Source organism: Pseudoselenomonas caprae (assembly GCF_008271345.1).
Lineage (GTDB): Bacteria > Bacillota > Negativicutes > Selenomonadales > Selenomonadaceae > Selenomonas_A > Selenomonas_A caprae.
This window is the reverse complement of sequence record NZ_VTOZ01000037.1, coordinates 1-21,864: the sequence shown is the minus strand read 5'-3', so window position 1 is coordinate 21,864 and position 21,864 is coordinate 1. Positions and strand designations below refer to the sequence as shown.

24 protein-coding genes and 1 tRNA gene are annotated in these 21,864 nt (G+C 56.7%); all 25 read right to left on the bottom strand.

Annotation, left to right across the window (positions count from 1 at the left end; genetic code table 11):
- Positions 1-80 precede the first annotated feature (80 nt).
- Positions 81-590 carry a D-glycero-alpha-D-manno-heptose-1,7-bisphosphate 7-phosphatase gene (locus FZ041_RS13270; RefSeq protein WP_255449424.1) on the bottom strand — a complete coding sequence of 170 codons (510 nt, stop codon included), beginning with the start codon at positions 588-590 and terminating at the stop codon, positions 81-83.
- On the bottom strand, positions 574-1,560 hold the full coding sequence (gene rfaD / locus FZ041_RS13265; protein WP_149189899.1) for an ADP-glyceromanno-heptose 6-epimerase: 987 nt from the start codon (positions 1,558-1,560) through the stop codon (positions 574-576). The genes FZ041_RS13270 and rfaD overlap by 17 nt, the downstream gene beginning before the upstream one ends.
- A 30-nt stretch (positions 1,561-1,590) precedes the next feature.
- Positions 1,591-2,568 carry a D-glycero-beta-D-manno-heptose-7-phosphate kinase gene (rfaE1, locus tag FZ041_RS13260; RefSeq protein ID WP_075443614.1) on the bottom strand — a complete coding sequence of 326 codons (978 nt, stop codon included), beginning with the start codon at positions 2,566-2,568 and terminating at the stop codon, positions 1,591-1,593.
- 29 nt (positions 2,569-2,597) lie between these two features.
- A complete protein-coding gene (locus tag FZ041_RS13255) occupies positions 2,598-3,770 on the bottom strand; it encodes a glycosyltransferase family 9 protein (RefSeq protein WP_149189898.1) in 1,173 nt (390 codons plus the stop codon).
- Positions 3,767-4,789 (bottom strand): glycosyltransferase family 9 protein, encoded by a 1,023-nt coding sequence (locus FZ041_RS13250; protein ID WP_149189897.1) that lies wholly within the window; start codon positions 4,787-4,789, stop codon positions 3,767-3,769. The genes FZ041_RS13255 and FZ041_RS13250 overlap by 4 nt, the downstream gene beginning before the upstream one ends.
- 10 nt (positions 4,790-4,799) lie before the next feature.
- Positions 4,800-5,273, bottom strand: a complete 474-nt coding sequence (gene rfaE2 / locus FZ041_RS13245) for a D-glycero-beta-D-manno-heptose 1-phosphate adenylyltransferase (RefSeq protein ID WP_075443610.1) — start codon at positions 5,271-5,273, stop codon at positions 4,800-4,802.
- A gap of 12 nt (positions 5,274-5,285) precedes the next feature.
- Positions 5,286-6,275 carry a bifunctional heptose 7-phosphate kinase/heptose 1-phosphate adenyltransferase gene (locus FZ041_RS13240; protein ID WP_149189896.1) on the bottom strand — a complete coding sequence of 330 codons (990 nt, stop codon included), beginning with the start codon at positions 6,273-6,275 and terminating at the stop codon, positions 5,286-5,288.
- A gap of 39 nt (positions 6,276-6,314) precedes the next feature.
- The gene (locus FZ041_RS13235; RefSeq protein ID WP_149189909.1) at positions 6,315-7,841 is read right to left on the bottom strand and encodes an LPS-assembly protein LptD; all 1,527 of its coding nucleotides are present in this window, start codon (positions 7,839-7,841) and stop codon (positions 6,315-6,317) included.
- A gap of 175 nt (positions 7,842-8,016) precedes the next feature.
- A complete protein-coding gene (locus FZ041_RS13230) occupies positions 8,017-8,943 on the bottom strand; it encodes a hypothetical protein (protein ID WP_149189895.1) in 927 nt (308 codons plus the stop codon).
- A gap of 86 nt (positions 8,944-9,029) precedes the next feature.
- Positions 9,030-9,974 (bottom strand): cation diffusion facilitator family transporter, encoded by a 945-nt coding sequence (locus FZ041_RS13225; RefSeq protein WP_075443602.1) that lies wholly within the window; start codon positions 9,972-9,974, stop codon positions 9,030-9,032.
- 85 nt (positions 9,975-10,059) lie between these two features.
- Positions 10,060-10,527, bottom strand: a complete 468-nt coding sequence (locus tag FZ041_RS13220; protein WP_149189908.1) for a hypothetical protein — start codon at positions 10,525-10,527, stop codon at positions 10,060-10,062.
- A gap of 109 nt (positions 10,528-10,636) precedes the next feature.
- A complete protein-coding gene (gene hypE / locus FZ041_RS13215) occupies positions 10,637-11,644 on the bottom strand; it encodes a hydrogenase expression/formation protein HypE (RefSeq protein ID WP_149189894.1) in 1,008 nt (335 codons plus the stop codon).
- The gene (hypD, locus tag FZ041_RS13210; protein WP_149189893.1) at positions 11,634-12,743 is read right to left on the bottom strand and encodes a hydrogenase formation protein HypD; all 1,110 of its coding nucleotides are present in this window, start codon (positions 12,741-12,743) and stop codon (positions 11,634-11,636) included. The genes hypE and hypD overlap by 11 nt, the downstream gene beginning before the upstream one ends.
- The gene (locus FZ041_RS13205) at positions 12,736-12,993 is read right to left on the bottom strand and encodes a HypC/HybG/HupF family hydrogenase formation chaperone (RefSeq protein WP_075443594.1); all 258 of its coding nucleotides are present in this window, start codon (positions 12,991-12,993) and stop codon (positions 12,736-12,738) included. The genes hypD and FZ041_RS13205 overlap by 8 nt, the downstream gene beginning before the upstream one ends.
- Positions 12,993-13,592 (bottom strand): HyaD/HybD family hydrogenase maturation endopeptidase, encoded by a 600-nt coding sequence (locus FZ041_RS13200; RefSeq protein ID WP_149189892.1) that lies wholly within the window; start codon positions 13,590-13,592, stop codon positions 12,993-12,995. The genes FZ041_RS13205 and FZ041_RS13200 overlap by 1 nt, the downstream gene beginning before the upstream one ends.
- A 158-nt stretch (positions 13,593-13,750) precedes the next feature.
- Positions 13,751-14,419 carry a hydrogenase nickel incorporation protein HypB gene (gene hypB / locus FZ041_RS13195; RefSeq protein WP_149189891.1) on the bottom strand — a complete coding sequence of 223 codons (669 nt, stop codon included), beginning with the start codon at positions 14,417-14,419 and terminating at the stop codon, positions 13,751-13,753.
- Positions 14,420-14,761, bottom strand: a complete 342-nt coding sequence (gene hypA / locus FZ041_RS13190; RefSeq protein WP_075443588.1) for a hydrogenase maturation nickel metallochaperone HypA — start codon at positions 14,759-14,761, stop codon at positions 14,420-14,422.
- 125 nt (positions 14,762-14,886) lie between these two features.
- Positions 14,887-15,129, bottom strand: a complete 243-nt coding sequence (locus tag FZ041_RS13185) for a heavy-metal-associated domain-containing protein (RefSeq protein ID WP_075443586.1) — start codon at positions 15,127-15,129, stop codon at positions 14,887-14,889.
- A 56-nt stretch (positions 15,130-15,185) separates the two neighbouring features.
- Positions 15,186-15,887, bottom strand: a complete 702-nt coding sequence (cybH, locus tag FZ041_RS13180) for a Ni/Fe-hydrogenase, b-type cytochrome subunit (protein ID WP_075443584.1) — start codon at positions 15,885-15,887, stop codon at positions 15,186-15,188.
- A 36-nt stretch (positions 15,888-15,923) separates the two neighbouring features.
- Positions 15,924-17,837, bottom strand: a complete 1,914-nt coding sequence (locus FZ041_RS13175) for a nickel-dependent hydrogenase large subunit (protein WP_075429356.1) — start codon at positions 17,835-17,837, stop codon at positions 15,924-15,926.
- Positions 17,838-18,929 (bottom strand): hydrogenase small subunit, encoded by a 1,092-nt coding sequence (locus FZ041_RS13170; RefSeq protein WP_075429354.1) that lies wholly within the window; start codon positions 18,927-18,929, stop codon positions 17,838-17,840.
- Between the two features lie 326 nt (positions 18,930-19,255).
- Positions 19,256-19,331 (bottom strand) — tRNA-Ala (locus tag FZ041_RS13165).
- 52 nt (positions 19,332-19,383) lie between these two features.
- A complete protein-coding gene (locus FZ041_RS13160; RefSeq protein WP_255449423.1) occupies positions 19,384-19,893 on the bottom strand; it encodes an NUDIX hydrolase in 510 nt (169 codons plus the stop codon).
- Positions 19,890-20,741: an ATP-dependent sacrificial sulfur transferase LarE gene (larE, locus tag FZ041_RS13155; RefSeq protein ID WP_255449422.1), complete on the bottom strand. Its 852-nt coding sequence runs from the start codon at positions 20,739-20,741 to the stop codon at positions 19,890-19,892. The genes FZ041_RS13160 and larE overlap by 4 nt, the downstream gene beginning before the upstream one ends.
- Positions 20,738-21,790 (bottom strand): FAD:protein FMN transferase, encoded by a 1,053-nt coding sequence (locus tag FZ041_RS13150; protein ID WP_149189906.1) that lies wholly within the window; start codon positions 21,788-21,790, stop codon positions 20,738-20,740. The genes larE and FZ041_RS13150 overlap by 4 nt, the downstream gene beginning before the upstream one ends.
- Positions 21,791-21,864: the final 74 nt, after the last annotated feature.

Sequence of the window (21,864 nt, the reverse complement as noted above, 5' to 3'; positions counted from 1 at the left end):
TCCCTCCCCTAACATTCTATTTTCTACGGAATACTATTCGCTGCCCGCAAATAAATTCCTGTGCTGTCCATGGACTTTTATCAATGGATAATGTCCTGCAGGCAGTCCAGCAAGCTGCCTGCCGTATAGCGTATGCCGGTAAGCCCCGCCCGCTGCGCGCACGCCATGTCGCCATCGCTGTCGCCGACAAAGAAGGACTGGCCGCGGTCGATCGCATAGTCTTGGCAGGCCTTGTCCACCATGCCCGTCTGCGGCTTGCGGCAGGCACATTCCTTGGTATACTGCGGGATTTTCCCCGCCGGATGGTGCGGACAGAAATAGAGCGCATCAAGATGCGCTCCAACCTGGGCTAATTCCTCATTCATCCAGTCATAGACCTTCTTCACGTCTTCTTCGGGATAGTAGCCGCGCGCCACACCGCTCTGATTCGTGACGAGGATTGCAAGGTACCCCAAGTCGTTGACGTACTTGATGGCCTCCCTGGCCCCCTCGATCCAGACGAAATCCTCCGGACGGTGCAGGTAGTGGATATCGACATTGAGCGTACCGTCGCGGTCGAAGAAGACAGCCTTCTTATTTGCCGTAGACAAAATATCCACCTGCATCCAGGAACCCGACATATTCTTTTACCGCATCGCTCATCTCATGGAAGCCCTCGTCATAGCCAGCGGCCAGCAAGTTCGTCGGATCAGCTTCCGTGTAGTTCTGGTATTTGCCCTTGAGCACTTCCGGGAATTCACGGTAGGTGATCTCCCCTTTGCCCATCGCGGCGATGACAGCCTGTGCCACTTCGTTGTAGCTGTGGTCATGGCCCGTGCCGCAGTTATAGATGCCGCTCTTCCCCTTGTTCTCCCAGAACCAGAGGTTGACATTCACCACGTCTTTGACATAGACGAAGTCACGGCGCTGCTCGCCATCTTTGACCGGCGTGCCATTGATATCGCCCCAGCCCTTGAACAGGCGGACTTTGCCCGACTCGTTGATCTGGTTGTAGAGCTGATAGAAGATGGATGCCATCTTGCCCTTATGATGCTCCTGCGGGCCATAGACGTTGAAATACTTGAGGCCGACGATCTGGCTCTTGGCCTCCGGCATGACCTGGCGCACATAGCGGTCAAAGGCCAGCTTCGAGAAAGCATACGGATTCAGTGCATCCTCGCACTCATCGCCCTCGCGGAACCCATTCTTGCCGCTGCCATAAGTCGATGCCGACGACGCATAGAGGAACGGGATGCGATGCTGCAGGCAGAAGTGCAGCAGGGACTTCGAGTATTCGTAGTTGACGCGCATCATGAAGTTAACGTCGTACTCCATCGTATCGGAGCAAGCGCCCTCATGGAATACGGCATCGATGTCCGTGCCGTCGAAGTCGTCCTCCTCGATGCTCTGCAGGAAATCGTCCTTATGCTGGTAATCGATGAACTGCAGACCACGCAGGTTCTTGTAGTTCGCACCATCTTTCAGATCGTCGACGATAAGGATATCCGTGCGGCCACGGCGGTTGAGTTCCTTAACGATATTGCTGCCGATAAAACCGGCGCCTCCGGTTACAATGATCATGGTATGTTTCCTCCTATTCCAGAACACGTCTTACTGCAAGACTTCAAGCAGCTCTTCCCTGCTTATCGCATAGGTTCCCAGCTTGGCGACGACCACGCTGGCGGCCAGATTGGCCATCCGGGCGCTGCAGACAGGTGCCAGCCCCCCGGCCAGCCCCAAGGCAAAGACCGCGATGACCGTATCGCCGGCGCCCGAGACATCGTAGACCTCCTGCGCCTTCGTCGGGATATGGGTGATTTCCTGCGGCGTCACCAGCGTCATGCCGTTCTCCGAACGTGTCACGATGATGTTCTTGAGCTGATATCTTTCCATCGCATAGCGCGCCGCCTTCTCGACGGCTTCATCTTCGTTCTTGATGCGCGCAGGCAGGATCTCGTTGATTTCCTTGAGGTTCGGCGTGATATAGTCCGCACCAGCATATTTATCCCAGTCACTGCCCTTCGGGTCGATGATGACGGGAACCTGGTGCTCGTGCGCCGCCTGGATGATTGCCTGGCAGGTTGCCGGCGTGCAGCAGCCCTTGCCGTAGTCCGAGATGATGATGGCATCCGCGCCCTGCGCGAGCGCCGCCTGCACATAGCCCTGCAGCCGGTCAGCATACGGGCCCTCGACCGGCTCGGCCTCCTCGAAGTCCAGGCGCATCATCTGCTGATGGCCGCCGATGATCCTGAGCTTGGTCGTCGTCGGCCGGTCGGTACGGATGAGGCCATTGTAGCTGATGCCGCGCTCGGTGAATTTATCGAGCAGGCTCTGGCAATGGTAATCCTCGCCGACAAAACCAGCGATATCCGTCGCACAGCCCAGAAGTGCCAGATTATGCGCCACATTGGCCGCACCACCCAGCGTCTCCTTCGAAGACAGCACATGCGTGATCGGCACCGGTGCCTCCGGCGAGATGCGCGTGACCTCACCATAGAAATATTTATCCAGCATGACATCGCCCACGACGAGAAGACGGCAGCCTGCCGTGCCGTTGGCAATGAAATCATGCATCGCTTGCTTATCCATTCGCGGATTCTCCTTCCTTGACCGCCCGGCTAGGCTTCCACCACCTGGCACTCATAGTCCCCATAATGTGCGGGCAGCTGATACGCTGGAACCCCTTGGTATTTCTCGAGCAGCGCATCGACCTGTTCCATGACGACGGCTGGCGTGATCTTCTTCATGCAGGCGAGGTTCTCCTCCCCGGCATGCGGGCATTCATGGATGCCGCAGGGATGGCAGGCCACAGGTGCCTTGACGAGCACATCCTTGGCATCGTAGGGATAGAAGCCCGGCACAGGGCTCGCACCAAACATCGTGACGATCGGGACATTCATAGCTACACCAACATGCATCGGGCCTGAATCCGTCGTCAGGAACAAGCAGCAGCGCTTGAGCAGCCCTGCCAGTACGGAAAGGCTCACCTTGCCCGTAAACACATGCAGCTTGCCGCTGTCCTTCTGCGCCATCTGCGCGATGCATTTCTCGACAATGGATAGATCCATCGGGCCGCCAAAGAAAGCCACCTGATAGCCACGGCCAATGAGCGCATCGGCACACTCGGCAAAATAGCTGTCCAGCCAGCGCTTGGTCGGCCAGCTCGCACCGATGTTGAAGGCAATGACCTTGTCCTCAGGCGCAAAATGCTGCTGCCAAAGGGACTCCGCCTCCTGCTCGGCCGCCTCGGGCAGCCACATCTCAAGGCCGCCATCATCGATTTTCTCTACGCCTACGGCCTCTTTCAGGACTTCCAGATGCGCATGCACCTGATGCTTCCACCCCGGCACATATCTATGCGGCGGAAACATATGGAACGGCCCCCGCCCGATATGATGCGCCACTGACGGATTCTGCATGACCTTGTCAAAAAACAGCGAAAAGCCTGGCTTGCTGTAGCCGACAATGCGCTTGGCACCAGAAAACGCCGCAATCGCCGAGGCACGCTCGTTGCGGTGCAGGTTGATGACCAGATCGTATTTCTTCTGCCGCAGTCCCCAGATGAACCGGAACAGCGAGCCGAAATGGTCGTCCTTGCCCTTCTTGTCGATAAGCAGGCATTCGTCAATATATTCATTCTGCTCGACGAGATCGCGGAGCTTCTTGTCCGCGAGCAGGCTGATGCGGGCCTCCGGATAGTTCGTGCGCAAAGTGCGCAGGACCGGCGTCGCCAGCATCAGATCGCCGATATGCATGAGATTGATTACGAGAATATTGTTATACGTTGTCATATGTGCAGCAGTTCCCCAACTTTCTGCTCTACCTGTTGAATCTGGATGTTTGCCAGGCAGTCGAGCTTCTTCGGGCAGGCGCGTTTCCAGCAGTATCTGCAGGTACGGTCAACCTCAATGGCATTTTCCATCTGCCCGTACGGGCCATTGCGGTTCGCATCCGTCGGCCCCATCAGCATGATGGTCTTCGTGCCGACGCCGGCCGAAAGATGCACCGGACCCGTATCGCCGCCGATGACGAGCTGGGCATTCTGCAGGATATAGGTGAGCTGCTTGAAATTCGTGCGGCCTACAAGATCGATAGGCGGGATTTCCGTCTGCGCACAGATCTCAGCAGCCCGCTGCTCATCGACGACACCGCCGCCCACGAGGACGGGAATCAAGCGCCGATCATAGAGCCAGTCGGAAAGCTCCGCAAAGCTCTCCACCGGCCAGCGCTTGTTCGGCCAGTTGGCACCGATGGCAAACACCACATAAGGATTGCCCATATTCGCCCCCGCCTGGCTGAAGATCCGCTGCGTGAGCTCTGCTTCGCGTTCGGGCACCTCCAGCGGGAACCGCACCTGATCGACACGGCAGCCAATGGCCCGTGCGACGTCGAGATACCGCTCGACAATGTGCCCATTGGCATTAGGGCCGATGACAGGCTTAGAGATCTTGTCGCTGAGCTCGCGCATGTTGCACATGCCAAGCTTCACCGGTGCCTGACCAAGGCGCGCGATAGCCGCCGACTTGAACAGCCCCTGCAAGTCCAGCACCGCATCATAGCGGCGCTGCTGGATCTTGCGCTTGAGCGGCCCATAGTTGCCTAGGAAGCCGCCGATGGATTTGAATTTCTTCTTTTCAAAGACGATGATCTCATCGATATAGGGATTCATCGTCAACAGGTCATAAGCCGGCGGCTCGACCACCCAGGTCAGATGCGCGTCGGGATACGTTTCCTTGATGGCATAGGAAACCGGCAGCGCATGGATGACGTCCCCAATGGCGCTGAGCTTCACTACAAGTATATTCTTCATAACAACGTCCTTACTCGTTCTCTCCCTGCTGGATCTTGCGGATCACATTGCTTGTCGAGCGGCCTGCGACCATCTGGACAAACTCGACCCGGCCGCCATAGCTCTGCACGATCTTCGCCTCGGGCAGCGTTTCCAGCGTATAGTCGCCGCCTTTGACATAGATATCCGGCTTCACCTTGGCAATCAGGGCTTCGGCAGTCTGCTCGCCAAAGAGTACCACATAATCCACCGCCTTGAGCGCACCGACAACCTTGGCGCGGTCGAGTTCACTGTTGATGGGCCGCGTCGGCCCCTTATTGGCGCGCACCGATGCATCGGTATTGAGCCCGAGCACCAGGCAGTCGCCAAAGGAGCGTGCCTTCTCCAGATACGTCACATGTCCGGCATGCAGGATGTCAAAACAGCCGTTGGTGAACACGACCTTCTGGCCGCCCTTGCGCAGCACTTCACAGAAAGCAGCAATATCATTCGGATCTATCAGCATTTCGTTCCCTCTTCATTTTCCTAATACAGCGGCCAGCTCAGCCTTGCTGACGGTGGCCGTGCCCAGCTTGCGCACAGCGATGCCGCTGGCAACGTTGGAAAGCTCGGCCGCCCGGGCGGGATCGACACCAGCAGCCAAGGCCAGGATGACCGTCGCTACGCAGGTATCGCCAGCGCCCGATACATCAAAGACCTCGCTCTTATCGGACACGGGGATGTTATGGATCGCACCATCTTTTTCCAGCAGCACCATGCCATACTCGCCCCGCGTCACGAGGACACCATCGGCCTGCAGCTCCTCCAGGAGCTCCTGCCCCGCCGCATAGATATCCTCCTCAGTCGCCAGCTCCCTGCCGACGGCCGCCGCAAGCTCAGCATCGTTCTGCTTGACATAGCCGATGCCTTTGAAGCGATGGATATCATAACGCGAATCCACCATGCTCGGGATGCCATGTGCACGACACCAGCTGATAAGCTGCTGCGAAAGCTTCGGCGTGACTGTCCCGGAGCCGTAATCACTAAGGACGATTCCCTTGATTTTGGGCAGCAGGGACTTCACATACTGCATGATCTGCGACTCAAAGGCTGGTGCCATCGGCTCATGGCTCTCCTTGTCGATACGCACGATCTGCTGGCTGACCGTAGCCCGACCGCCCGCGATGACCCGCGTCTTCGAGATGGTCGGACGCTTCTCGTCACAGAACAAGCCATCCGTATGCACCCCGTTTCTCTCCAGCGCTTCTTTGAGCCCGCGGGCCGCATTGTCAAGCCCGACCAGCCCCACAGCAAAGGCATTGCCGCCAAGTGTCGCCACGTTGTTGACCACATTGGCCGCCCCGCCTGCGATGATCTTCTCGCCAGCCTGCTCCAGCACGAGCACCGGTGCCTCGCGCGAGATGCGCGAGATGCGACCGTCAAGATAGATATCGGCCACCATATCACCGATGACCAGTATATTCTGCCCCTGGATCTCCTCTATGATTGGTGCCAGTTCTTTCTTCATAATTCAACCTTCTTCGAATGTCTATATTCGGACAGGCAATTACCACGGGGTAAACTGCCAGGATACCTTCCATTGATTCGTCATTGAACGGTAGCGCAAAATAACCTGCGAACAATGCATATCATGATACCAATAATAATCAACATTCGCCCATTTTTTGCCATCCAGATCATAACGTGAGCCAATAACGAAGCGGTCCCGATCCGTCATCCGATAACTAAAGCCCATCTCCAGCCGCTTAGCAAAGTTCTCCTTGCCATAACTAAACAAGGAATTCTGGGTCGTACTCTTGCTATAATGGTATCCCATATATGCGGCCCACCGCTCGTTAAAGTCTTTCGTCAAGACTGAGTCAAAGGACCAGCCATTAACGCGGGAATGATTATATGACTCCGTCGTGATGCCATATCCCGTACTGAGATAGAGGGTATAACGATTGAATTTGATGGGATCATGACTGAGGCCTACCCCATAGTACCCATGATTACTGTGAATACCATTGTTATACCAACGTCCATACTCCGTGTTAAGGCTATAATTCAGATGCGACTTACCAATCTTATGACCATAAGCCCAGATAAGCGACGGTTCCTTCTTAATCCAATGATTATTGCCATCTTCAAAATGTCCATACACAAGACGCGTAGACATCGATTGATTTGCCCAAGTCAGGTTGTAATTGCTGCGCCAGCCTTGCTTTGTCGTAACGCGCAGCTCCTCGTTGAGCGTCACCTTCTTGGCTACCGGTTGGCTAAGCCCCCAGCTTACCGTAACGCCATCGTCGCTGTCGTAGCCAATCGATGGCAGGTAGTTTCCCGCCTCATTTGCCCCGAGCTTACTTTCATAATGCTTGCGCTTGAACAGAACCTTGCCCTTGAGCCAGAATTTCATATTTTCAAACACAATCTTATCATTTGGATAGATCGTCATCTTCTCTGCGCTAATATGGTAATCTGGTTTTTTAGCCCCGCATTTTGTATCCGTGCCATCAAAAACCACCATACGATCTGGATAAAATTCAAATCGTTTGCCAGCGATATAATGATGATCGGCCTTACCTTTACCATTTTCCATTGAGCCGGTTTTTTTACCGTAGTTATAGTGCGCCTTGTAGCCATCCAAGGTCACCCGCATCTGCCCCGGTGTCATTTGCAGCATATGCGCCTTATCAGGAACATACACATCCTGTGTCTTCGTATTTCCCGTAACTTCCTCACCCTGAAAACGATGTGCATCCAGCTGCAGGATATCCACTTTACCTTTGGCAATAAAGCTGCCATCACGTTCATCATAAGTCAGCTCTTCGCCCTCAAAAGCCACCGGCATCGGCTTTGTCTTATCTAACGGCTGGCGCAAATGACTTTCCATTGCCTTAGCATCGTTAATTAACTTAATCTGCTCTTCAGTCAAACGATTCTCGCGCTCCAGCCGGCGCTGATTCTCAATATAATCGAGAGCCTGCACACCAGTATCCGAGTTTGATTGATACGTCGCCGCCTGAACCATTCCCGGCATCATCACAGCCGCAGACACCATTCCAGCCAGTATCTTCCTGTTTCTATTCATCAAAAGGCGCTCCTTCTGCAAGATTTCTTAACTTTATCACATTACTCTAATATTATACCATATATACCCATTGCGCAATATACGGCCCTTATGGCAGAACATCAAACAGGGGCTGTGGAAAAATGATACCTCATATCTCACAACCCCCTGCACAACAATATTCGGTTTGTTTGTTTTACTCAGCCTGCGTCGTAACTACACCATAGAGCATATTATCCGTCTTCGTCTGGATGTAGAACTCCGTGCCTTCTGGCAAATCAACATTCTTCCCCTTGACGAAGGCACCGCCGATAATGCCGATGGGTCCAAGGATCACCATGCCAGCGAGACTTGCGCCCGCAGCCATGGCCAGATTCTTCATCTCTTTTTCGGCCTCAGCCCCCAGCAGCGTTTCCACATCCGTGCCTTCGATGGCCTTGGTCTTGTAGAAGTCGATCTTCACCTCAGCATTGCGGCCGAAGTTCTTGGCCTGCTCTACCTTCTGCACCTTGCCTTCGCCCGGTGCTCCCTTGGCAAATACCAGATGATCGCTCACGATGACATCCTGGGCTACCTTGAAGCGGACGATGTCGCCTGCCTTGAGGTTCTTGGCGTTGACCGGATCGACCAGTGCCACCTTGATGAGCGTATTGGCCGGCACATTGACCTGCTCAACAGGCAGCGTCTCAGAGCCGAAGGACAGCTTCGCCAGGGATTTGATGCGCTGGTCATAGGTGCCCTCTGACGTCTTACCATTGATGGACATCTCCATATCCGCCACGCGTTTCTCGACCGGATTCATGCTGACCTCATGATCGATATTCCACTCGATAGCATTGAGCTCCGCAAGGGTCGACGGCGATGAACCATTGGTGTAGAGGTCATGGTAGATGGCATCGACACGGGCCATCATGCTGCCCGAGCGATGGGCACCGTTGTAGTCACGCTCAAGCTTATTGATGCGCTCCGTGATAGCCCCCGTCTGCTCGACCCCGTAGGTATCCTTCTCAATCATAGCCAGCTTGTCCTGTACCGTGGCCGGCGTTGCAGCGGCAGCCATGCTCATGGACGATGCCAGCATCACAGCGCTCAAAAACATACTGCATACTTTGCGGAATCTCATTACTATCTCCTCCGTTTCAAAATGAACTCGGTATCTATTGTACCATACTTCCGGATAAAAAACTTGAAATCCTGCTAAAATACCGATTAATGCTGGCTTAAATCATCCGCAGTAATCTTTTGCTGGGATTCCTCATAATGACTTGATTTCGTCTCGGGGGCATGAGAGCCATCAGGTTCCGGATGAATCAGGATATCGAACGTGCCGAGTTCCGCGCGGATAAGCTCTTCCAGCTCATCACAGACCGCATGGACATGCGACAGATGCATATTGCCATCAAACAGCACATGCACATCAAGCAGCTTGTAGGAACCCGACTTGCGCGTGCGCAGGCAATGGCAGCTGCGCACCTCAGGCACGCTCTCGATGATCTGCGTGATGCGCTGCTCCTGCTCCGCAGGCAGGCTCGCATCCGTCAGCTCCATGGCCGACTCGGTGACCATGCGCCAGCCCGCCCGGAAGATGATGCCGGCGACGAGTATGGCAATGGCAGGGTCCAGCCAGGCCCAGCCCGTAAGCTGCATAAGTGCCAAGCCAATAAGGACACCGACCGAGGTCCAGACATCGGACTGCAAATGCAGGCCATCAGCCTCAAGCGCCTGCGAACCCGTGATTTTGGCGACATGGATCAGCCGCCGCGAGACAAGGATATTGACGACTATCGATACGAGCATGATGGCGATGCCGTAGCCCAGCGCTTCCGGGACCTCAGCCGACTGGAACTTCTGCGCCGACTCGTAGACGATGCCGACAGCTGCCCCGACGATCAGCAGGGCTTCGACCGCCGCCGACAGGTTCTCGAACTTGCCATGCCCATAATCATGCTCCTCATCCGGCGGTACCAGCGATTTTTTTACCGCCCAGAACGCAATGAGTGCCGCAATGAGATCGACACCTGAATGCAGTGCCTCAGAAACAAGGCTCACAGCGCCAACATAAAGACCGACAATCAGCTTCAGTATGACAAGCGTCGTATTCGAAAAGATGGACAGCCAGGCCGTCCGCTGCTTGAGCGCAGCATGTTCCGTCATAAGAATCCCTCCTGTTATTTTGTGAAATCTTTCCTAGCGCCACCATGCAAAAGAGCCTCCTCCAGACAGAGGAAGCTCTCATTCTTTATTTTCGCGGCTGCTCATAGATGAAATCCACCATCTCATGCATCGGCGACGAGACGGAATAGCCCGTCGCCGTGAGCGGTGTATTGTTTGTCTGCAAGGTCGTGCGCGTATCGTACGCCTGCATGACCGACGACAGAATCTGATATGTCGACTGCGTCGGATTGAAGCGCATGCGATAAATGAACCGGCGGTTCTGCCGCGCCTTGATGACGGCGACGCGGGCCGTCACGATTTCAACCTCGGCCATATACCCCTGCGGCACTACGTCCGGCTTCCCCGGCTCCTGCGCCGGGATGGGGTCTGGCTGGATCCAGACCTTATCGGTCGAAAACTCAATCGAATCCACGTCAACATAGTAGCCCGTGGTACCGTTGGCATCCACAAACTGCATATTCTCTGCCAGGCAAGTACCGCTGAAGAGCAGCAGAGCTGCCAGCAATACTGGCAGGACACGCTTTTTTATCATCAATGTTTCGCTTCCCTCTATACTAAAATCTTTGAACGCCTTTCATTATAGAGGAGCAGACGCACAGGCGTCAATAGCTGCAAGATTAAGATTTGCTTTACCGCAAAGATCAGCAGATGCGCGGCACGAGGTTGCCCAGCGGCATATCGACGACGCGGATGCCGCCGATGGCCGTGCGCAGGCCGACCTGTCCCTTGGCCGTCTCCGTGACCTCGCCGATGATGCGCGCATCGCGGCCGTATTTATTGGCCCGCATGATATCCACCACCCCTTGTGCTCTATCCGCCGGCACAAAGGCCACGCATTTCCCCTCATTGGCCAAGTAAAGCGGATCGAAGCCGAGGATGTCGCAGACCCCCTGTACCTCCTCATGGATGGGCAGAGCCTCCTCGTCAATGAGGATGCCGCAATCCGAAGCCACAGCTATCTCATTGAGCACCGCGGCCACGCCGCCGCGGGTCGGGTCGCGCAGCACAGCGATATCGGGAACCGCCGACAGCATCGCCTTAGTCATATGGCAGAGCGGCGCGCAGTCGGTCTTGACCGTATCGGGAAGGGTAAGGCCATGACGGCCAGCCAGGATAGCCGCCGCATGGTCGCCAATATAGCCCGACAAGATAACCTTCATGCCCGGCTTCACATTCTTCGGCGAGATATGCGTGCCGCGGATGACATCGCCGATACCAGCGGTATTGATGAAAATGCCATCGGCCTTGCCCTTCTCGACGACCTTCGTATCCCCTGTGACGATGTAGATGCCTGCTTCATCTGCCATCTGGCGCATCGTCGCGAGGATCTCCTTGAGGTCTTTTACCGGAAAGCCCTCCTCGATGATAAGTCCGGCCGAGATATACCGCGGGATCGCCCCCGTCATGGCCAGATCGTTGACTGTGCCGCAGACCGCCAGCTTGCCGATATTGCCCCCGGCAAAGAACAGTGGCTGGACCACATAGGAATCCGTCGTAAACGCCACCTGTCCGCTCATCTGCACCTGCGCACCATCGTGCATCTCCTCCAGCAGCGGATTGCCATAGGCCGGCAGGATGACTTCTTCCATGAGCTCCTGGCTCATCTTTCCGCCCGCGCCATGCGCGAGTGTCACCTTATCACTTACCATATTCGAATCTCCCCTGTCCATACTTGAACCAGGCCGCACAGACGCCCTCGACCGATACCATGCAGGGCCCGATGGCATGCGTAGGCACGCAGGCCTTGCCAAACAGCGGGCAGTCCTGCGGCGTCACGATGCCGCGCAATACTTCGCCGCAGCGGCAGGCCGTCTTCTTGGCTGGCGGCAGTTCGCCTACCGGCAGCGGCATGACCTGCTCAATATCAAAGGCAGCGTATTCTGCTCGCATCTTAAGCCCTGACAGCGGCACGATTCCCATGCCGCGCCAGCCCGTATCGGCAGCCTCATAGACCGTATCCGTGATGCGCTGCGACACCGGATTGCCCTCGGGACGCACGACATCCTCATACTCATTCTCGACCTTGGCCTCGCCCTTTGCGACCTGCTTGACGAGGCGATAAAGGGCGCGCAGGATCTGCAGCGGCTCAAAGCCCGTGACAACCCCCGGCACATGATAGTTCTGCACGATGGGTTCATAGATGCCCGTCCCCGTCACGACCGATACATGCCCCGGCAGGATGAAGCCATCGACATGCACCTGCGCATCATTCAGCAGCGTCTCCATGACGGGCGGCACCAGCTTCTGGGCCGACAGCATGAACAGGTTCTTCACCCCCTGCTGCTCGGCAGCCAGCACCGTAGCCGCCGCCGTCGGTGCCGTTGTCTCAAAACCGACGGCGAGGAACACGACCTTCTTATCGGGATTGTCCTTGGCGATCTGGATGGAATCGAGCGGCGAATAGACGATGCGGATATCCGCGCCATTCGTCTTAGCCTCGCTGAGGCTCGACTTCGTCCCCGGGACCTTGAGCATATCGCCAAAGGTCGTGATGATGACCTCGGGATGCTGCGCATAGGCGATGGCCTTGTCCATATAATCATCGGGGGTCACGCAGACCGGGCAGCCCGGCCCCGACACGAGCTCGACATTCGCCGGCAGCAGCTGGCGGATGCCCGCGCGGAAAATCACCACTGTATGCGTGCCACAGACCTCCATGAAGCGCAGCTTGCGCCCTGTCGTCTCCGCCAGCGCCGTTATCTCGGCCACGAGCCGCTGGGCAAGCTCCCGTTCTTCTTTCTTATCCATGGCTGACCGACTCCTCTATCGCGCCGACTGTGCGCGGCGCGCCCTTCATCTCGGCCAGCAGCGCATTCGTCTCCTCCGCATCCTTCTCATCGACGATCTGCATCGCAAAGCCCGCATGCACAAGCACGAAATCACCAGGCTTGGCCTCCGGCAAAAGCATCATCGAGACCTCACGGCTGACGCCTGCGATCTCCACCTTGCCGATAGCATTTTCGATTTCCAGCACCTTCGCTGGTACTGCCAGACACATTATGAATCCCTCCTGATCGCCTCTTCGGCCACGATTCCAAAATCAAGCGCCGCAGCATTCTCCTTGACCTGAGGCTTGATCCCCCAGGCCGCCAGCTCCTTGAGCGCCTGCTCGACTACCTGCGGCATGAGCTTCTGCATCCCCGGCGACAGCTCAACGCCTGCCTCCAGGTCATAAGGCTGCGCCCCGATGACCACCACATCCGGAATCTTATGCCCCGTCACTGTGAGCAGCGCCAGCACATCCTGGATGCCGACCTCATGGGCCGAAATCTTCTCCTGGAAATGATCCATGACATCATCGTTGTGGAACCGGAACAAGGTCCCCGGCTCCGCCCCGCCATTGATTGAATCGATGACCAGCAGCTTATTCGTCCCCGTCACATACTGCGTGAGCTCGATCCCCAGCGTACCGCCATCGACGATCTGCACATTCTCCGGGAATTCGTAATGCGCATCCAGATACTCCGCCACCCGCACGCCGAACCCCTCATCGCGCAGGATCACATTGCCCACACCCAAGATCGTCACATCCGCCGGATGCAGGACATTATCAAGGCTCGACACCGCATCCGAGCCATTACCAAATACATCAGCCATATGATTAAACCTCTCCTAAAACCTCATCCGTCAGCCTACGGCTGCCACCTTCCCCAGAGGGGAAGGCTTTTTGCTCTCCATAAGCGAGGGCAGGCAAGGGATGCTATAAGCGAAGCGTTGGCATGCTTTGCCTGTTCGCGCGCCTTCGATGCTCCCCCTTACCTGCTGCCAGCCTTTTTTTCAGCCACCCTTTTGCACAGCCACTCACACCATTCCTCGATCCCCTGCTCCGTCGTGCACGATACCTCAAGCACCTGCATGCCCGGATGCAGCGTCGTGATGTCCTCTTTAGCCGCAGCCATGTCGAAGTTGCAGTACGGCAGGATATCGACCTTGTTCAGCAGTGCAATGGCCGACTCCTTGAAGATCAGCGGATACTTCATCGGCTTGTCATCGCCCTCGGTGATCGAGAGCACGACGCCCTTGTCATCCTCGCCGACCGCGAACTCCGCCGGGCAGACGAGATTGCCCACATTCTCGACAATCAGCAGGTCAAGGTTGTCCAGATCCATCTGCTTGGCCACCTTCTGCACCATCGGCGCATCCAGATGGCAGCCGCCAGCCGTGTTGATCTGGATGACCGGCACACCGTGGCGCTCGATGCGGTCCGCATCCTTGCTCGTGAAGAGATCGCCCTCGATGACTGCCATCTTGAGCTTATCCTTGAGCTTTTCCATCGTCTTCTCGAGCACCGACGTCTTGCCAGCTCCCGGCGAGCCCATCAGATTGATGACATAGACGCCCTTCTCCCTGAACATCGCCTGGTTCTCGGCCGCCACGCGGTCGTTCTCTCCCAGGATATTTTTCATGACCTGAATCTCAGCCATTTAATCCACCTCCAGATACTCTACCTGCATCTCGCGTCCCGAGATTGTCTTGAGGACACCGTCCTTGCATTCGGGACACCAGAAATCGTAATGGTCGACATGGAACTTCTTGCCGCACTTGGAGCACTGCCCCATCAGCGGCACCAGCTTGATCTTGAGCACCGCATCTTCGGCAATCGTTCCCTTGACCAGCATCGCAAACGAAAATCGCAGCGACTCCTGCTCGACACCGGACATCTCGCCGATCAGCAGGCCGACCTCATTGATTTTCTGCGCGTTGTTCTGTTTTGCGTAATCGAGGGCAATATCGAGTATTCCCTCGGCCAGAGCCATCTCATGCATTTGTTTTCCTCCTGCGCCAGCAGGCCTCCTGCGGCCTGGCAGCACATAATAAAAAGGGAGCTGTCTGGCCCCATCCCTCTTGGGGAGGGCTGGCAGCGACAGCTCCCTCAGATCAGCTCACCAGCTTATAAAGCAGCCTCGAGACCACGTGCACTGAACACGCCGACGATGTCCATGAGCTTTGTCTTAGCAGGCGCATAGTCTACTACCGTCTCGCCATCGTGCGCATGAATATGGACAAACATGACACCAGGAAGACCGAGAAGTGCCTTTTCTACTTCCTTGGCATTCTCGTCCGTATAGCCTTTGACAAAGAACTGGAGACGCGTGTTGCCATTCGTCTCGCCGCAGCCGCATTCTTTACACATAATCTGATTCTCCTTTGATCATACTGAATGAAATGGAACTTCTGACCAGCCGGCCCTTATTTCTGGACTTTCGGTGGCTCGACTTCGTTCGCATCCTTCGGGACATGCTCGAGGAATTTCACACCCGAGAACATCGAGGATGCCTCGCCCTCTGCCTCCATGATGTCGGCACGCAGGACCATGTAGACATGGCCGATGGCGAAGACGATGATGAGCCAGGCAAAGATGTGATGCACCCAGTGCGTCATCATCTCGCCGCCCAGGACAACATTGACCCAGCCGAACAGGATGCCGCCGATATTCGACGGCTCAGTCATATAGTACATCGCGAAACCCGTGAGGATCTCGACGAGTACCATACCGTAAAGCCCGGCATACGATGCACGCGCCAGCGGGTTGCGCAGGAACGGTGCATGGTGCGGTTTCAGAAGCATGTAGTGGAGCGCAACGTCGATGGTCTCACTGTAGAAGTGGCCTTCCCAAACGCGCGGGAAAAGACGGTCGCCCTTGTTCACGATAAATCCGTAGATGCGCAGGATAAACGCTGCACAGAACGCAAATGCCGCGATAAAGTGGATATTTCTTACCCAGTCCATGGACATGGAAGTGTAGGTTGGTTCGATGCCCAACACGGTTACCGGTTTCGTGACCAGTAACCCTGTGACGAAGAGCACGATGATTGCCAGCACCATGATCCAATGGAAAATCCGCAGATACGGACTGAACAGGTAGTAGATTTTACGTTTTTCTTCCTTCATTCTACTGTTCCCTTCCTTTCCATCCGGTAGCCCGGCTTATTTCTCAACGTGCGTGCCAGAATACGGATCGGTGGTGATGACGTTTATCTTCTCGCCCTTGGCATTGAACATATGCGTAGCACAAGCCATGCACGGGTCGAAGGAACGGACGACCTTGACAATCTCGAGCGGCTTGTCCGGAACCTTGACCTGCGTGTCCATCATAGCCATCTCATATGCGCCGTGGCCGGCCTTGTCATCACGCGGGCAAGCGCTCCAGGTCGTCGGAACGATGCACTGGTAGTTGTCCGTCTTGCCATCCTTGATGGCGATGTAGTGGGACAGCGCGCCGCGCGGAGCCTCGTAGATGCCGACGCCCTCGCACTCTTTCGGCCAGGTCGACGGATCCCATTTCTCGTTGGAAGCGACTTTCGTATCGCCGGACTTGATGTTGGCGATGAGCTTGTCGAAGAAGTACTTGTTGATCTCGGCAGCCAGCTGGCAGTCGAGCGCACGGGCAGCCGTACGGCCGACCATCGTCGGGAGCCAGACTTCCGGAGCCAGGCCGAGTACCTTCGATACCGCATCGATCTGATCCATCATCATCTTCTCTGCCCAGGTCAGCTCACCGAGCAAGCCCTTCTTGGCCTTGACATAGATGATGATATAGCGGGCCAGCGGACCGACCTCGCAAAGCTTGCCATTCCATTTCGGCGTCTTGAGCCAGGAGTACTTGCCCGTCTCATTGAGAGCCTTCCACTCCGTAGCCGTACCCTCTTTCGGGCCCGTGTATTTCGGCGAGGTGACGCCATCCCACGGGTTCAGTGCATCTTCGCTCTTGGCCGGATACTCGTACCAGGAGTGGTCGACGCTCTCCGTGAAGACCTTGCGGTTTGCAAAATCCTCGCCGTTGACCTCGGTGACCTTGCAGCCAGCGAGCCCCTTGCCGAAGTCCTCGACAACGCCATTGCAGCGGATCAGCAGGTTCTTGAAGAAACCGCCGTTCTTCGTGCCGCTGAACGGCTCTTCCGGATAAGCGCCATAGCCGAGCACGCAGGTCTTGGCCATACCGCCGCCATCGACGCGGCCAGCCTTGACATAAGCGGAGCCGATAGCCAGGAGATCCGGCAGATAGTAGTTGTTGACCAGCGAGCGGCCCATGTTGATGGCGCGGTCGACGATGTCGAGACGGGCCGTATTGACCGGTGCGTTGCCATCTTCCATCGAGATGGAGCACGGCATACCGCCGACAACATAGTGCGGATGCGGGTTCTTGCCGCCGAAGATGACGTGCGGCGTGACGAGCTCACGCTGCTTGTCGAGCATCTCGAGATAATGAGCTACAGCCAGCAGATGAACCTCTGGCGGCAGCAGCTTGTAGTCCGGATGATCCCACCAGTTCGCCGAGAAGATACCGAGCTGGCCGCTCTCGACGATGGCCTTGACCTTTTCCTTGATCTGCTTGAAATACTGCGGCGTAGCTGCCGGGAAATCATGCTCATAGGCCTCTGTCACCGACGTGCCCGGTGCACGGAACGGCAGCGTATAGTCTTTCAGCAGCGTGTTCTGCAGGTTAGCCGTAGCGATATCATCCGCAGCCAGTGCCTCAACCGGGCTGACCCAGTCCAGGGCATGCAGATGATAGAAATGGACGATATGGTCCTGCACCGTCAGCGTAGCTGCCATGATGTTGCGGATATAGTTGGCGTTCTTCGGGATCGTGATGCCCAGCGCATCCTCTACCGCGCGGACAGCACCCAGTGCATGGGCCGTCGTGCAGACGCCGCAGATGCGCTGGATATATGCCCAGGCATCACGCGGGTCACGGTCTTTCATGACGAGCTCAAGGCCGCGCCATGCCGTACCAGACGAAAGGGCATCGGTTACTTTGCCCGTTGCTTCATCAACCTGAACCTCGACGCGAAGATGACCTTCGATACGGGTTACTGGATCTACTACTACGTGTTTCATTTATTCACCTGCTCCCTCATTCTTCTTTTCATCAGCGATACGTTTCTTCTTCTGGACGACGCTGGCAGCGGCATGGCCAGCTACGCCAACAGCCGTAGCGGCAGCCATGACGGCACCGATCTGGTCGACATCACCGATCGGCTGGCCGAATTTCGGCAGGCGCTCGGTCATCGCACCGTCATCCCAGAAGTGCGCATTGGAGCAGCCGATGCACGGAGCACCGGACTGGATCGGATAGCTCATGCCCTGGAACCAGCGCAGGTTGCCGCAGGAGTTGTACGTCTCCGGGCCACGGCAGCCCAGCTTGTAGAGGCACCAGCCAGCTTTAGCCCCAGCATCATCGAAGCTCTCGGCGAACATGCCGGCATCGAAGAACGGACGGCGATAGCAGGTATCATGGATACGATTGCCATAGAACTGTTTCGGACGGCCCTCGCCATCAAGCGGCGGTACCGTACCAAAGAGGGCGACATGCATGACGACACCCGTCATGACCTCCGGAATCGGCGGACAGCCCGGTACATTCACGACCGGCGTGCTGCCAGCGAACTGGGCAATGCCCGAGGATCCCGTCGGATTCGGCTTCGCGGCTTGGATACCACCAGATACTGCGCACGTGCCATAGGCGATGACTGCCGCAGCATTCTGAGCCGCATGCTGCAGCGTATGCGTGAACGTATGGCCGCCGGACATACAGTAAACACCGTTGTCCTTCGTGCAGGCAGCACCCTCGACGCAGAGGATATACTGACCCTTGTACTTCTGGATGGTCTCCTCGAGATGCGCCTCGAAAGGCTCGCCACTTGCTGCACTCAGTAGGTGGTCGTACTCGAGGGCGATCTGGCTCAGCACCAGATCGGATGCCAGGGGTGCACCCGAGCGGATGAACGACTCATCGCAGCCCGTGCACTCATGGCCATGGATCCAGACAACGACCGGCAGCGGTTTCTTCTCCGCAGCCTCAACGACTTTGGACACCTGGTCCGTGCTGAGTCCCATCAGAGACGTCAGCGCCACGCAGCTCTTGACGAACGTGCGGCGGCTCATGCCTTTTTTGAGATATAAATCCCACATACTCTCCCGTTTGTCCACTTTTTTACCTCCTCATGTTATCCTTGCGGATACTTGCGATAGAATCCCTCAGGCTGGTGGCTCAATACCAGCCGGCAGAAGGTCCCTACATAGTGAATACCCTTATTATACGCTAAAAAATAATAAAAAGCTATATCTATTCCGAATAGTATTCACTATTAATGTCGTTTATGGTATCATCACAAGAGCGCAAGAATATCCTTAATATAGTTTGGCTCGTTACTGCTATATTTCGCGATGTCCTGTTTTTTTCCTGCTATTTTCCCCGATAAAATAATACGAAATAAACAAAAAAGGCCAGGCAACTGCCTGACCTGAATCGTCGATGGTGGAGACGAAGGGGATTGAACCCTCGACCCCCAGATTGCGAACCTGATGCTCTCCCAGCTGAGCTACGTCCCCATCCGTACTGCCTGCGGGCTATCCCCCGCAAACACTATTCAGTATAGTACTTTCATTTGAAAATTTCAAGCCCTTTTGTCAGATCCATCGGCTGCCCGTCAAGCACAGCCTCGCAGAGCTGCTCCCCCACATAACGCAGCTTGAGGGAGAAGCATGTGGAGCGCGTCTCCAGCAGGCGGAAAAAGATCTTGTCGCCCTCCCAGACCGGCAGCCCGTAGACCTTGTCCTTGGCGATCCACTCCAGGGTGCCCTCGTTGCAGTCGCCGATCTTTCCCCTATATCCCGTGGCCGTGTAGAGGAACATGTACTCCGTCTGCCAGCGGTCGGAGATGAAGGTGATGACACCGCGCAGCCGGTAATCCGTAAGCACCAGCCCCGTCTCCTCCCGGCACTCGCGCAGAAGGCACTCCTCCGGGCTCTCATCGGGCTCGAAGTGCCCGCCGATGCCGACCCATTTATCCTTGTTGATATCGTGCTGCTTCTTGACGCGATGCATCATGAGATACTGGCCATCGCGCTCGATATAGCAGAGCGTCGTCTGGTTGCTCTTCGCCATCGTCATGCCTTCCCTCCATCCTTCAGGACTTCATTCATGCTGCCTGTGCGGTAGCCGCACAAATCCAGTGTCACATAGGAAAAACCCAGGCGGCGGAATTCTGCCGTCACCTGCTCGCGCAGCCCTGCGGCAAGGAAACGCTCGATATCCGCCGGCAGCAGCTCGATGCGCGCGAGGCTGCCATGCTGGCGCACACGGAACTGCCGGAACCCCTGCGCCATAAGATATTCTTCCGCGCGATTGACGGCCGCCAGCTTCGCCGCCGTAAGCTCCTCACCATAGACGAACCGCGAAGCCAGGCAGGCAAACGAAGGCTTATCCCAGGTAGCCAGCCCCATTTCTGCGGACAGATCACGGATATCCTGCTTCGTCATCCCTGCCGCATGCAGCGGGCTCACGATACCGAGCTCCCGCAAGGCCCGCCGCCCGGGGCGGTAATCGCCATCGTCATCAAGATTCGAGCCATCGACGACGCAGCTTAGCTGCTCGTCTGCCGCCATGGCGACGAACTGGCTGAACAACGCGTGTTTGCAGCGATAGCAGCGATCGGCAGGATTATGGCCGATACCCTCGATAGCCAGCACATCAAAATGCTGCACGATATGGCGCACGCCCTGCGCCTGGCAGAACGCCGCCGCCCCCTCGACATCGCGCGCAGGCACGAAGTCTGAGCCAGCCGTGAACGCCACGCAGCGATCGCCCAGGGTATCATGCGCCACCTTGAGCAGGAACGTCGAATCGACGCCTCCCGAGAAGGCCACCGCCACCGACCCCAGCTCCCGCAGATGCTGCTGCAGCGCAGCCAGTTTCCTCTGTAAATCCTCACGCATATCTATCGTCACCTTTCTGTTCATTGATCTGCTCCAGGCAGCTGCCGGTCCTGCAGACACGCCTCAAAACCATGTGCCGGCCAGAGCTTGTACTGTTTGTCACAGAGCATGCCCTGCACCTCGGCTGGCAATCCCTCCAGGAAAGCCTGCCCCTGGACGGGGCCCAGGACGAACACCGTCGTCGTCAGCAAATCGGACAGCATGCCGGCATCTGCACAGCTGCCCGCGACAACGATGGTCGCACTCATCGCCGCATTCTGCGCTGGTGCACCGGTACGCGGATCGATGATATGATGATACCGCACCCCATCCTGCTCGAAATAGCGCTCATAGTCGCCCGAAGTCGAAAGCGCCGCATCGCCAAGCGGCACGACAGCCAGCCTAGTATCCTTGTCTTCCGCACGCGGATCACGGATACCAATACGCCAAGGCTGCCCTTTATCATTCCGCCCCAAAGCATAGAGCGAACTGGCTCCCAGATTGATAAGCCCGTCCTTGATGCCATGCTGCGCATAAATCCTGCGCACTTCATCAAGCGCATAGCCCTTGGCAATACCGCCCAAATCAAGGCACATGCCCGCTTCCATAAGACGGGCACTCTGCGTCTGCGGCAGAAGTTCCAGTTTCTGCCAGCCGACCTTGGCCCGCGCCGCGGCGATCTCCGCCGCCGACGGCACACGCGCCCGCTCCGTGCCGATGCCCCAGAGCTCCACCAGCGGCCCTGCCGTGACATCCCAGGCTCCGCCCGAGCGCTCGCTGTACTGCTGCGAAACCGCCAGCATATGATAGACCTCTGGATGCAGCTTCACCCACTGGCCATTGCCAGCAGCCGCCGCAAGTTTCACCAAATCACTATCTGCACCAGCAGGACTAGCCATGGCCTCAAGCTCACGCAGCCGCGCTACGCCCTCGCTCACAGCCGCCTCAGCCTCCGGCCCCGTCGCCGTCAGCGTCGCCACCGTATCCATAACCAGCACCGTCTGCCGCACAGGCTCCTGCCGCCCGCAGCCAGCAAACACCACACATACCAAAACAAAAGCCAGCACACCAGCTGCCCGCCATCTACCAGCCATCACTCCGCCCCTCTCCCGGCCCCGCCGATTCATTCTTCCATTATACCGCAACAAAACAGTTTTTGCCGCAGGCA